The organism is Mycobacterium sp. ENV421 (assembly GCF_002887815.1).
Lineage (GTDB): Bacteria > Actinomycetota > Actinomycetes > Mycobacteriales > Mycobacteriaceae > Mycobacterium.
In genome coordinates, this window is the sequence record NZ_PDHO01000003.1 from 70,906 (window position 1) to 83,597 (window position 12,692).

A 12,692-nucleotide genomic window follows, 5' to 3' on the forward strand; every position below is an offset into this window, starting at 1 on the left:
TTCGCTCCTGCCCGCCGGGGCTAGCTAGCTTTCGGCCTGCTCGGCCAACCGCTCCAGCGGACGCAGCGCCTTGGCCAAGGTCTCGCGCTCCTCGTCGCTCAGCTTCGAGAGCAACGCGGCCAGATTCGCCCGCCGGACCGCCAGTGCTTCGCGGTGCTGCACCAGCCCCTGCGGCGTGACCTCGACGAGAACGGCCCGCAGGTCCGAGGGGTCACGCGACCGCTTGACCAGCCCGAGCTTTTCCAGCCGGCGGATCGCCACCGTGGTGGTCGGGGTGCGTACCCGTTCGCGTGCGGCCAGCTCGGTCATCCGGATCGGACCCTGATCCAGCAGGGTCAGCAGGATGGACAGCTGTGCGAGGGTGAGGTCGGCTCCGGCGGTGGTGGACTTGGTGTCGGCGCGGCGCAAGACCGAAAAGAGCTTCGACAGGACCCGCTGCAGGTCCCCGGACAGGTCAGTGACCTGCGGCTCGGCCTCAATCATAGTTCGCTAGTCTAACCTGTCCGCGGTTGTCAACCGCGCGATACGCGGTATTACGCGCCCGAGTTAGAGAACTTGCGACAGGAAACGCTGCAGACGCTCCGTCTCGGCGGCGCTGAAGATCTGATCGGGCGGCCCGGATTCGATCACCTGGCCGTAGTCCATGAACACCACCGAGTCCGCGGTCGACTGGGCGAACCCCATCTCGTGGGTGACCACGACCATCGTCATCCCGTCCGAACCCAGCTCGGCGATCAGCGCCAGGATCCCTTTGACCAGTTCGGGGTCCAGCGCCGAGGTCGCCTCGTCGAAGAACATTACCTGCGGCGCCATCGCCAGCGCCCGCGCGATCGCGACCCGCTGCTGCTGACCACCGGACAGCGTGGCCGGCCGCACCTCGGCTTTGTGCTTCAAACCGACCCGGTCCAGCTGGGCGAGCGCCAGCTCGTGGGATTCCTCGGCCGACAGCCGCTTGAGTTTGCGTGGCCCGAGCGCGACGTTGTCCACCACGCTGCGATGCGGGAACAGGTTGAACTGCTGGAACACCATGCCGATGCGCTGGCGCAGCGCGTCGGGATCGTCGTTCAGCACCGACTTGCCGTCGAGCAGGATGTCGCCGCGGTCGGGTTCGTAGAGCCGGTTGAGCGTGCGCAGCAGGGTGGATTTGCCCGAGCCTGACGGGCCGATGACCGCCGTCGTGGTGCCGGCCGGCACGTCCAGATCCACGCCGCGCAGCACCTTGTTGGTGCCGAAGGCGAGGTGAATATCCTTGCAGGCCAACGAGACCGGGTCAGGAAGCGAGGCCATCACACCATCTCCTGGCTCGTTGTGCTCGGCGCCAGCGGATCCTCGTCGGGTTGTGTTCGGCCGCGGCGCAACCGGGCGTCGATGTAGTTGACCAAGTGCGTCAACGGGATCGTCAGCAACAGGTAGAACAGGCCCGCCGCCACCAACGGCGAGAGGTTGCCGGTCTGGGCGTTGAGATCGCGACCCACCTGGAACAGCTCGCGCTGGCTGGCCACCAGGCCCAGGAAGTACACCAGCGACGATGCTTTGAGCAGCGAGATGAACTGGTTGACCAGGGCGGGCAGCACTCGGCGGACGCCCTGGGGGACCACCACCAACCGCATCGAGGATGAGTAACTGAAGCCCAGCGCGCGGGACGCTTCCAGCTGCCCGGCGTCCACACTCTGGATGCCGGAGCGGAAGATCTCGCCGATGTAGGCCGCGGCCATCAGCCCGAGCGCGGCGATGCCGAGCGGGAAGGGGTTGTTGCCGGTGATGCCACCCACGACCGGCCCGATGCCCAGCCCGATCAGCAGGATGATCACCACCTCGGGCAGCCCGCGGAAAATGTCGGTGTAGACCCGGGCCGGCCAGCGCAGCCACCGCGACCGGGAGATCCCCGCCACGGCCAGCACCATGCCGAGCAGCAGTCCGATCACGCTGGCGCAGACCGTCAGGATGAGCGTGTTGGGCAACCCGGTGGTCAACAGGTCCGGGATGGCCTTCTTGTAGAGGTCCCAATCCAGGAACGACTCCCGCAGTTGGGTCAGCACCGATTTCGGTGCCGCCCCGACCGAGGCCGGTTTCTCGTGCGCGGCGGCGATCGCGGCGAAGTCGGGCAGCTGCGGAACCGGCGCCGCTTTCGAGCCCGGCTTCCAGCCCGGCGGCAGAGCCCGCGGCACCCACTCCGAGTACAGCTTCGACCACGTGCCGTCGGCGATCACCGCATCCAGGCCGGAGTTGAGGGCGTCGATCAGCGGCTTGTTCTCGTTCGCCACCGCGTAGGCGACGAAATTGTCCAAGCTGAAGGTGTTTTCGACGATCTGAGCCGGATCGCCCGGCTTGACCGTGCCGACCGCCTGCTGCGAGGGCGCCACCCAGGCGTCGATCTGACGGGTCTTGAGGCTGGCGTAGACGGTGTTGTAGTCCGGAAACTTCACCGGTTGCAGGTGCAGCGTGTCGACGAGGTAGGCCTCTTGAACGGTGCCCTGCACCACGCCGATTCGCTGCCCGGGGCCGAGTTGTTGGAATCCGGTGATGGCCGAGCCGGACGGCACCACGAGGGAGAAGTAGCCGAAGTCGTAGCCGTTGGTGAAACCCACGGTGCGCCGGCGCGCGTCCGTGGTGGTGATCGACGACGACCCGACGTCGAAGCGGCGGGCGGCGACTTGGGCGAGCAGACCGGAGAACTCGGTGCCGACGAACGAAATCTTCAAGCCGAGTTTGTCGGCGATCGCCCGCAGCAGTTCGTTGTCGAATCCGGTGAACTGTCCTTTCGAGTCGATGCAGATGCTCGGCGGTGCGTCCGACAGCGTGCCGACGGTCAGCGTGCCGGGGGTGATCAGGCCGAGCGCGTCACGGTTGACCGACGTCAACGGCTGCACCGTGGCGGTGGTGTATTTGTCCTCGTCCGGTCCCTTGGCTGCGGCGGCGAGGTTCGTCGGCAGGGCGCTGGCCGATCCGACGCCCGGCGGCGCGCACTGGTCTGCCCCCGCCGGCGCGGCGGCCACCAGGCCGGCGATCATCAACAGAACCGAGAGCAGTGTCGTCAGGCGTATGCCGGCCCGCGGTGTCCGGTCGGAATGAACAGCCATCATTAGCAAGGTACTGCCCGCGGCAATCCCGTCGCGCTTTGCGATCAGACGGAACCCAAGTCGGTGAGCACCCCAAGCCGGTGCAGTTCGCCGATCAGAACGTCGGCCATCAGGTCGGTGCGGTCCAGGCAGGCCTGCCGGGCGGACGACGGATTACGGCGGTGGATTGCGTCGTGTTCGGCTTCGGCGAGCGGCAGGAGCTGGTTCACCGTGTCCGGGTAGGTGGCCCAGAATTCGTGGGGCATGAATCCGCGCGACGCCCGAATGCCCGCGCTCAGTCGCGGGCCGGCGTACTCGTCGACGACGATGTCTCTGAAGAGGTCGGCCGCGTTGAGGAAGGCGCGCGAGTCGGATGAGGCGCGCATGACGGCTATCGGCTCGGCGAGCCGGTCGAGGACGTCGGGCCGGGGATCGGCGGCGGCCCGCGCGGACGCCGCACCGGTCAGCAGGCCGTGCACTTCATGGTGTTCGCGCAGGACGTCGGCATCGAAGCGGTGGACGAACGCGCCGCGGTGATAGCGCGACTCGAGGATGCCGTCGTGTTCGAGTTGGTTGAGGGCTTCCTGGACGGGCACCCGACTCAGTCCGAGGGCAGCGGTGATCTTGTTGCGGTCCACGCGATCTCCCGACCGCAGCCGACCGGTGAGCAGCATGTCGAGGACGTGGGCGACAACCAGGTCTTTCTCTTTGACCCCATAGCGTTTGGGCATATCCCTCTCCGGGTCCCTCTCCGGGGGCGTCCAGACGACGTGCACTCGTCGTCATCCTCCTGGTTACTTGCGGGTAGCTCGCGCAATCCCAGGTAACGAGACTGTGAGTCTCGTTACTCTCCGACCATGACGACGACGGAAATGCCCGACGGTTACTACGCGGCGACGCCGGTCCCGAGCGGGCGCACCGCGGCCGTGGACCACCTGCGCAAACCGGGGCCGGTGTATCGGGTCGGAAAGATGTGGCTGATCACCAGTTACGAGGGGGTTCGCTTCGCCCAGAAGCATCCCGAGTTGTTTTCCTCGGCGAAAGCCTTCGACGGCGTCGCCAACGCCATCTCGATGATCCCGATCGCGATCGATCCGCCGAAGCATGCGGACTACCGACGGGTGCTGGACCCGATGTTCGGACCCAAGCGCATGGAAGCGATGGACGGCGAGCTGCGCGCACAGCTGCGCGGGCACATCGACAAGTTCGCTCCGCTCGGCCGCTGCGACGTCGTCGCCGACCTGTCCTACAAGTTCCCCACCCAGGCCATCCTGACGCTGTTCGGGCTGCCGCTGGAGCACCTGCCCAAGTTCCTCGGCTGGGTCAGCGGGATCATCAAGGGTGCCGACATCGCATCACTGGGAAGCGAGCAGTCGCAGTCGGTAATCGACTGCAGCATAGCGCTTTTCACCTTCCTGGCCGAGCAGCTGGAAATCAAGCGCAGCCATCCGGGTGACGACATGCTCAGCAATATCCTGGCCCTCGACGGCGACGAGGCGTGGACCGATGCCGAGATCTTGGGGCTGTGCTTCCTGATCGTCCTGGCCGGACTCGACACCGTCACCGGTGCCATCGGATTCGCGTTGCTCAACCTGGCCAACGACCCGGTGCTGCGGCACCGGTTGATCGCAGACCCGTCGCTGATACCGCCGTTCATCGAGGAGGTTCTGCGTCTCGACGGCCCGGTGCCCGGGGTGCCGCGCGTGACGACCGCCGACGTCGAGGTCGAAGGCGTGACGATCCCGGCGAATTCGCAAGTCATGCTGATGCTGTTCACCGCCAACCGTGACGGGCCGTACGCCCACACCGCCGACGAGATGGACCTGAACGCCAAGGCCGTGCATCTCGGATTCGGCGGCGGTATCCACCGGTGCCTGGGTTCGCACCTGGCGCGCCGCGAATTACGGCTCACCATCGAAGAATTCCACGCGCGCATCCCGGATTACCGGTTGGCGGGCGAGGCCACCACGTTGTGGCCTGCCGGCACCTTCGGCCTGGAATCGCTGCCGCTGGAGTTCGATCCCTGCTAACGGCTGTCGCGCCAGCGCACCAAAGCCTCGGCGGCGCTGAGGTCGTAGTCCGGTCCGTCGCAGCCGACGGTCAGCAGGGTCACGCCCAGCCCGGTGAGCGCCTCGGCGTTGGCGACGATGGTGTCGCGGTCGCGGCCCTCGACGCCCGATGACCGTTCGATCTTGGCCGGGTCGCGGCCGACGTCGGAGCAGTGCCGGTCGAGCACCTCGGCCTTGCCGGGGTAGGTCTCGGCGTTGGTGAATCCGTGCCAGATGTCGCCATGCTCGGCGACCAGGCGCAGCGTCTTCTTCTCACCCTGACCGCCGATGAGGATCGGGATTTCCCGGGTCGGTGCCGGATTCAGGTTGGCCAGCCGGGACTTGATCCGTGGTAGCGCGCCGGCAAGGTCGTCGAGGCGGCTACCGGCGGTGCCGAACTCGTAGCCGTACTCGTCGTAGTCCTTCTGCTTCCAGCCCGACCCGATACCGAGGATCAGCCGGCCGCCGGAGATGTGGTCGACGGTGCGGGCCATATCGGCCAGCAGCTCCGGATTGCGGTAGGAGTTGCAGGAGACCAGCGCGCCGATCTCGACCCGGGAGGTCTGTTCGGCCCAGGCACCCAACATGGTCCAGCATTCGAAGTGCGCACCGTCGGGGTCGCCGTACAGCGGGTAGAAATGGTCCCAGTTGAAGACCACGTCGACGCCGAGGTCTTCACAGCGGCGCACGGCATCGCGGATCTGGTTGTAGTCGGGGGCATGTTGCGGCTGCAGTTGCACGCCGATGCGAATGGGATAGGTCACACCCCAACCGTACGTATCGCGCGACGCCGGTATTCCCAGCGGGGGACTGCTCAGTCGGCGAGCACGTCGCGCAGAATGTCGATCAGCGCGCGCGGTTGGTCACCCTGTACGGAGTGACCGGAGTCGGGAACCATGATCACGCGTTGGAAACCCGGTGCGGTACGGGCGAATTCGTCAGCGTCCTCGTCGTTGACGAAGAATGAGTTGGCGCCCCGCACCAGCGTGGTGGGCATCGTGATGGACGGCACGTCGTTCCACAGCCCGGCGAACGACTCCGGCAGCCCGCCACCGGAGTCGGCGCCCTTGCGGAAGGAGTCGTAGCGCCAGGTCCAGGTGCCGTCGTCGAGCTGCTTGGAGTTGTGAAAGACGCCGCGGCGCAGTGATTCCCGGCTTCGGGTGGGCGAGGCGGCGACCGTGACGTCCAGCATGGCGGCGAAGCTCGGAAACGTGCGTTCCCCTTGCGTCAGTGCGACCGCACCCAGCTGGGCCTGGCTCATCTGCTCATGACGCTCCGGCGCGGACGGTGTGACATCGACCAGCACCAGTTCGGGGACGAGCGCCGGCTCGACGGTGGCGATGCGCAGCGCTGTCAGGCCGCCCAGCGACATGCCGACCACCAGTCGTGGGCTGGGCGCCCATTCGTTCAGGACGGGCCGCAACGTCTCGGCATTCAGCCGGGGGCCGTAGTCGCCGTCCTCGCGCCAGGCCGAGCGGCCGTGCCCAGGTAGATCGATGGCCAGCGCCGGAACGCCCAGGCCGAGGATGACGGTGTCCCAGGTGTGGGCGTTTTGACCGCCGCCATGCAGGAACACGATCCGCGGCGGTTCGGCACCCCACTTCAGCGCGCTGATCGGGCCGGACTCAATCCTGGTGACCGGCGGCAACTCCGCGCTGACGCCGGCCTGCTCGGCGTTCTCGGGCAGCAAGGCGAATTCGTCGAGGCCGATCAGCTCGTCATCGGAGATCACTAGCTCTTTATACGTTGAGACCGCAGTGGGATCGCATCCTGGCGGTGATGCGCGATCTCACTGCGGTCTCAACGAACGGGAATCAGCCTTCGATGAACTTCTCCAGCTCCGCGCGCGCGACGTCGTCGGCCAGCTGCTTGGGCGGGCTCTTCATCAGGTAGGCCGACGCGGGGATGATCGGGCCGCCGATGCCGCGGTCCTTGGCGATCTTCGCGGCGCGCACGGCGTCGATGATGATGCCTGCCGAGTTCGGCGAGTCCCACACCTCGAGCTTGTACTCCAGGTTCAGCGGCACGTCGCCGAAGGCGCGGCCTTCGAGGCGGACGTAGGCCCACTTGCGGTCGTCGAGCCACGCGACGTGGTCCGACGGGCCGATGTGGACGTTCTTGTCCTCGACCTTGCCGGCCAGCGAACCGGTCAGGTTGGACGTGACGGCCTGGGTCTTGGAAACCTTCTTGGACTCCAGACGCTCACGCTCGAGCATGTTCTTGAAGTCCATGTTGCCGCCGACGTTCAGCTGATACGTACGGTCCAGCGTGACGCCGCGGTCTTCGAACAGCTTGGCCATCACGCGGTGGGTGATGGTCGCGCCGACCTGGCTCTTGATGTCGTCGCCGACGATCGGGACACCGGCGTCTTCGAACTTCTTGGCCCAGACCGGGTCCGAGGCGATGAACACCGGCAGGGCGTTGACGAATGCGACCTTGGCGTCGATGGCGCACTGCGCGTAGAACTTGTCGGCTTCGTCGGAGCCCACCGGCAGGTAGGAGACCAGCACGTCGACCTTGTTGTCCTTGAGGACCTTGACGACGTCGACCGGCTGCTCGTCGGAGATCTCGATGGTCTCGGCGTAGTACTTGCCGATGCCGTCCAGTGTCGGGCCGCGCTGCACGACGACGTCGGTCGGCGGCACGTCGGCGATCTTGATGGTGTTGTTCTCCGAGGCGAAGATCGCCTCGGACAGGTCGAAGCCGACCTTCTTGGCGTCGACGTCGAACGCGGCGACGAACTTCACGTCGCGCACGTGATACGGGCCGAGCTTCACGTGCATCAGGCCGGGAACGGTGGCGTTCGCGTCAGCGTCCTGGTAGTACTGCACGCCCTGGACCAGTGAGGACGCGCAGTTGCCGACGCCGACAATGGCGACCCGCACATCTGTCGACGATCCGTTGTGCTCCGTCATGGGACGTTCTCCTAACTCGTACTTCTACTGGCTGCTGTTCAGGTACTGCGGTGGCCGCGTCAGGCCTGGTCTGGGTGGCTTTGCGCCACCCGCTCAGCGGCGATCAGCTCGTTGAGCCACTTGACTTCCCGCTCGCTGGACTCCAGGCCCAGCTGATGGAGTTGTTTCGTGTAGCGGTCGAATGAATTGCTCGCCCGGGCGATGGCCTCCCGCAGACCTTCGCGACGTTCCTCCACCTGGCGCCGGCGGCCTTCCAGGATCCGCATCCGTGCCTCGGCCGGTGTGCGATTGAAGAACGCCAGGTGCACACCGAAGCCGTCGTCGGTGTAGTTCTGTGGGCCGGTGTCGGCCACCAGTTCGGCGAACCGCTGGCGACCGGTGTCGGTCAGCTGGTATACCCGGCGGGCGCGGCGCAACACCGTGGTCCCCGCGGGGGCGGTGTCCTCGACGATCAACCCGTCGGTCTGCATCCGGCGCAGGGCCGGGTACAGCGAGCCGTACGAGAATGCGCGGAATGCCCCGAGCAGGCCCGTCAGTCGTTTGCGCAGTTCGTAGCCGTGCATGGGCGACTCGAGGAGAAGGCCCAAGATGGCAAGCTCCAACATCGGGTCACCTCCTTTGCTCGGCCGTTACGACACTTCGACACCTCCGGCGATAGTATCGGAGCGATATATTCGGCGCTACTTGAGTGCGCACGTTCCCCATGGATACAGCCGAGTGTCACGCCAGAGTCGCGCTCGGCGTCGAGTGTCACGCCAGAGCCGCGTTCGCCCGTTAGGGGTAGTTGATCTGCTTTTCCGAGCCGTCGGGATTCAGCTGGATGTAGCCGCTGCCGAAGTCGCTCGAGACGTAGACCGAGATCGTCAACGTCCCCGGGACGGTCTGGTCGCGGCTGGGCTCGATGATCAGATAGGTGCTCTTGACGTCGCCGGGCTTCATGTTCAGCGTTTCCGGCGCCCCGCGCAGCACGCCGACGACCGCTTTGGCGTCGAACTTGCTCAGATCCACCAGCTGGGCGTCGCTACTGGCACCCGACGTGCTCGGGTCGCCCCAGCCGCCGCGGTAGGTGTAGTTGAGTTCGCGTCGCTCGTCGCCCGGATCCGGCCGGGTCAACGACGCGTACTCGGGGTAGATCACCAGCCGGTTGCCGTCGGTGTTGCCGAACTTCTTCTTCATCTGCTCGAGCAATCCGGTGAGGCCACCCAGCGAATGCAGCTGGCGCGGCGGCGTCAGCACCACCGGGGCAACGCCGTCCGACTTGGCACCCGGATCGGAGGTGAAGTTCAGCGGCGACGGGGTGTTGCCGTACAGCCCCCAGCCGATGCCGATGCCGAGCACGACCAGAACCCCCATGATGGCGAGCCGGATGCCCCAGCTTCCGCTGGTCCCCGGCGTCGACAGCCGCGGCTTCTTCAACGTGGGCAGCTGCACCGGCGCGTTCGCGGTCTGGAGGTCGGAGACGAGCGCGCGTAAGTCGCCCAGCGTCATCGCCGTGGTCGCCGCCTTCACCCGCTGCTGATGCTCGGTCATCGACAGCTGCCCCTCGGACAGCGCGGTGTCCAAAATCTGGCACGTGTCGTTGCGGTCGCTGTCCTTGGCGCGCGTGCTGGAAGTCTGCGATGTCGCCACGGCGATGATCGTAAGAGTTCGGACACCAAGAGCGCAGACCAGCCGCATATTCGGCGGCGCCGCGAGTCGGTTGCGTGCCGGTGCCCAGATCCCCGACGTACTCTGGTCCTCGTGCGATTGCAGCGACAGGTGGTGGACTACGCCCTTCGGCGACGCTCCCTGCTGGCCGAGGTGTACTCCGGTCGAACTGGGGTTTCAGAGGTCTGCGACGCCAATCCCTATCTGTTGCGCGCCGCCAAGTTTCACGGCAAGCCCAGTTCGGTGATGTGCCCGATCTGCCGCAAGGAGCCGCTGACATTGGTGTCCTGGGTGTTCGGCGATCACCTGGGTGCGGTTTCGGGATCCGCGCGCACCGCCGAGGAGCTGGTGTTGCTGGCGACTCGATTCGACGAATTCTCGGTACACGTGGTGGAGGTATGCCGGACCTGCGAGTGGAATCACCTGGTCAAGTCCTACGTGCTCGGAACGCCGCGGCCCACCAACGGGACGCGAGGACGCCGTGGCACCCAGACGGCGCGCTCCGGCGCGCGTACGGCCAGTGAATAGCGAAGGGCGTCCCGACCGGCCTGCCACTGACAACCGCACAGGTTCAGGGGCCCAGGGTGCGTCCGGCAACTCGGAGCCACCGACCACGCGATTCCCCGCGGCGGGCGACGGGTCTGGCCCGTCCCGATCCGCACCCCGCCGGCAGGTGCCGCCGGATGACCGGTTGACGTCGATCATCGAACCGGTCCGCGACACCCCACCGCAGCTGCGTGACCCGGTCGACGTCGTCAAGGCAGCGTTGGACGGCACTCCGCCGCCGAAGCTTCCCCCGCCGCCCCCGCCGCGCCGCCCGGGTGGCGCCGGGGGGCCGGGTGGCCCGCCGCCGTTGAAGCCGCCGACGTTCTCCCAGCAGGTCAACTGGAAGTGGGTGCGCCGGTCGTTGTACCTGGCCGCCGTCGTGTTGATCGTGCTGCCGCTGATCACCTTCGGGATGGCCTACCTGATCGTCCAGGTGCCTCAGCCTGGGGACCTGCGCACCAACCAGGTGTCTACGATCCTGGCAAGCGACGGCTCCGAACTCGCGAAAATCGTTCCGCCGGAAGGCAACCGGATCGACGTCAACATCGACCAGGTGCCGGTGCAGGTCCGCAACGCGGTGATGGCCGCCGAAGACCGCGACTTCTACAGCAATCCGGGCTTTTCCTTCACCGGCTTTGCCCGCGCACTCAAGAACAACCTTTTCGGCGGCGACCTTCAGGGCGGGTCGACGATCACCCAGCAGTATGTGAAGAACGCGCTCGTCGGTGACGCCCGATCCGGGGTCGGCGGTGTGGTGCGTAAGGCCAAGGAGCTCGTCATCTCCACGAAGATGACCGGCGAGTGGTCCAAAGACCAAATCCTGCAGGCGTATCTGAACATCATCTATTTCGGCCGCGGTGCCTACGGCATCGCGGCGGCTTCGAAGGCGTACTTCGACAAGCCGGTCGAGCAGTTGACGGTCGCCGAGGGTGCGCTGCTGGCCGCGCTGATCCAACGGCCGTCGACCCTGGATCCGGCGGTCGATCCCGACGGTGCGGCCACGCGGTGGAACTGGGTGCTCGACGGCATGGTGTCGATGGGCGCGCTGTCGAAGGACGAACGCTCCCAACAGGTTTTCCCGCCGACGGTGTCGCCGGAGCAGGCCCGCTCGAACAACGTCACCACCGGGCCGAACGGCCTGATCGAACGTCAGGTCACCAAGGAACTGCTGGATCTGTTCAACATCGATGAGCAGACCCTGAACACTCAGGGCCTGCAGATCACCACGACGATCGACCCGCAGGCGCAGAAGGCCGCCGAGGACGCGGTGTCGAAGTATCTCGATGGCGAGATGCCGGACATGCGTTCGGCGGTGGTGTCCATCGATCCGAAAACCGGTGGAGTGAAGGCCTATTACGGCGGTTCGGATGCGCAGGGCTTCGACTTCGCGCAGGCCGGTCTGCCCACCGGCTCGTCGTTCAAGGTGTTCGCGTTGGTGGCCGCCCTCGAGCAGGGCATGGGGCTCGGCTATCAGATCGACAGCTCGCCGGTCACCGTCAACGGCATCAAGATCACCAACGTCGAGGGTGAGGGCTGCGGTGTCTGCAACATCGCGGAGGCGTTGAAGCGCTCGCTGAACACCTCGTACTACCGGCTGATGCTCAAGCTCAAGAACGGTCCGAGTGATGTGGCGGACGCCGCGCACCGGGCCGGTGTTGCGGAAAGTTTCCCCGGGGTGCCCCACACGTTGTCCGAGGACGGCAAGGGCGGCCCGCCGAACAATGGTGTGGTGCTGGGCCAGTACCAGTCGCGGGTGATCGACATGGCCTCGGCCTACGCCACGTTGGCCGACTCCGGCGTCTATCACAAGCCGCACTTCGTGCAGAAGGTCGTCAACTCGCGCGGCGAGGTGCTCTTCGACGCCAGTACCGCCGACAACAGTGGCGAGCAGCGCATTCCCAAGGCGGTCGCCGACAATGTGACCGCGGCGATGCAGCCGATCGCCGGCTATTCACGCGGACACAATCTGGCGGGTGGCCGGCCGTCGGCGGCCAAGACCGGAACCAATCAGCTCGGCGACACCGACGCCAACCGCGACGCATGGATGGTCGGCTACACCCCGTCGTTGTCGACGGCTGTCTGGGTCGGCACCACTGACGGCACGCAACCGCTGGTCACGTCGTCGGGCGGACCGGTGTACGGCTCGGGCCTCCCGTCGGACATCTGGAAGGCCACGATGGACGGCGCGCTGAAGGGAACAGACAACGAGTCGTTCCCCAAGCCGACCGAGATCGGCGGATACGCCGGTGTCCCGGCGCCGCCGCCCCCGCCACCCGCGCCGCCGTCGGAGACCGTCATCCAGCCCAGTATCGAAGTGGCACCGGGCATCACGATTCCGCTGGGACCGCCGACCACCATCACGATTCCGCCGGGCGGTGGTCCGCCGCCGCCACCGGGTGGGCCGGACCAGCCGGCACCGGTCGGTGGTGACCCCGGCGTACAGCTACCGCCTCCGCCGCCGTGATCGACGGCCGCGC

The 12,692-nt window shown here is 66.5% G+C and carries 12 protein-coding genes; 3 read left to right on the forward strand and 9 right to left on the reverse strand.

Annotated elements, in window-relative coordinates; translation table 11 throughout:
- Positions 1-24: 24 nt before the first annotated feature.
- The 4 genes from CRM90_RS04665 to CRM90_RS04680 all read right to left on the reverse strand — a co-directional run bounded on the left by CRM90_RS04665 (position 25) and on the right by CRM90_RS04680 (position 3,790).
- Entirely contained in the window at positions 25-483 is a 459-nt protein-coding gene (locus CRM90_RS04665) for a MarR family winged helix-turn-helix transcriptional regulator (protein WP_036342236.1), read from the reverse strand.
- 63 nt (positions 484-546) lie between these two features.
- Positions 547-1,287, reverse strand: coding sequence for an amino acid ABC transporter ATP-binding protein (locus CRM90_RS04670; RefSeq protein ID WP_102805847.1), 741 nt, complete (start codon positions 1,285-1,287; stop codon positions 547-549).
- Complete coding sequence (locus tag CRM90_RS04675; RefSeq protein WP_199189793.1) at positions 1,287-3,011, reverse strand: ABC transporter substrate-binding protein/permease; 1,725 nt, start codon at positions 3,009-3,011, stop codon at positions 1,287-1,289. Before CRM90_RS04675 ends, CRM90_RS04670 begins: the two co-directional genes overlap by 1 nt.
- A 113-nt stretch (positions 3,012-3,124) precedes the next feature.
- A complete protein-coding gene (locus CRM90_RS04680; RefSeq protein ID WP_102805848.1) occupies positions 3,125-3,790 on the reverse strand; it encodes a GntR family transcriptional regulator in 666 nt (221 codons plus the stop codon).
- A gap of 126 nt (positions 3,791-3,916) precedes the next feature.
- Here CRM90_RS04680 and CRM90_RS04685 point away from each other — a divergent pair, with 126 nt between their 5' ends.
- Complete coding sequence (locus CRM90_RS04685; protein WP_102805849.1) at positions 3,917-5,089, forward strand: cytochrome P450; 1,173 nt, start codon at positions 3,917-3,919, stop codon at positions 5,087-5,089.
- On the opposite strand, the gene CRM90_RS04690 is transcribed toward CRM90_RS04685, so the two are convergent.
- From CRM90_RS04690 to CRM90_RS04710, 5 genes are all read right to left on the reverse strand, one after another.
- Positions 5,086-5,871 (reverse strand): LLM class F420-dependent oxidoreductase, encoded by a 786-nt coding sequence (locus CRM90_RS04690; RefSeq protein ID WP_102805850.1) that lies wholly within the window; start codon positions 5,869-5,871, stop codon positions 5,086-5,088. The genes CRM90_RS04685 and CRM90_RS04690 overlap by 4 nt on opposite strands.
- 50 nt (positions 5,872-5,921) lie before the next feature.
- Positions 5,922-6,839, reverse strand: a complete 918-nt coding sequence (locus CRM90_RS04695; RefSeq protein ID WP_102805851.1) for an Rv0045c family esterase — start codon at positions 6,837-6,839, stop codon at positions 5,922-5,924.
- A gap of 82 nt (positions 6,840-6,921) precedes the next feature.
- The gene (locus tag CRM90_RS04700) at positions 6,922-8,022 is read right to left on the reverse strand and encodes an inositol-3-phosphate synthase (RefSeq protein ID WP_102805852.1); all 1,101 of its coding nucleotides are present in this window, start codon (positions 8,020-8,022) and stop codon (positions 6,922-6,924) included.
- A 59-nt stretch (positions 8,023-8,081) separates the two neighbouring features.
- Positions 8,082-8,627: a PadR family transcriptional regulator gene (locus CRM90_RS04705; protein WP_036342219.1), complete on the reverse strand. Its 546-nt coding sequence runs from the start codon at positions 8,625-8,627 to the stop codon at positions 8,082-8,084.
- Positions 8,628-8,796: 169 nt separating this feature from the next.
- The gene (locus CRM90_RS04710) at positions 8,797-9,651 is read right to left on the reverse strand and encodes a DUF1707 SHOCT-like domain-containing protein (RefSeq protein ID WP_199189777.1); all 855 of its coding nucleotides are present in this window, start codon (positions 9,649-9,651) and stop codon (positions 8,797-8,799) included.
- 111 nt (positions 9,652-9,762) lie between these two features.
- Here CRM90_RS04710 and CRM90_RS04715 point away from each other — a divergent pair, with 111 nt between their 5' ends.
- Positions 9,763-10,197 carry a DUF5318 domain-containing protein gene (locus CRM90_RS04715; protein WP_036342215.1) on the forward strand — a complete coding sequence of 145 codons (435 nt, stop codon included), beginning with the start codon at positions 9,763-9,765 and terminating at the stop codon, positions 10,195-10,197.
- 145 nt (positions 10,198-10,342) lie between these two features.
- Complete coding sequence (locus tag CRM90_RS04720) at positions 10,343-12,679, forward strand: transglycosylase domain-containing protein (RefSeq protein ID WP_102805854.1); 2,337 nt, start codon at positions 10,343-10,345, stop codon at positions 12,677-12,679.
- Positions 12,680-12,692: the final 13 nt, after the last annotated feature.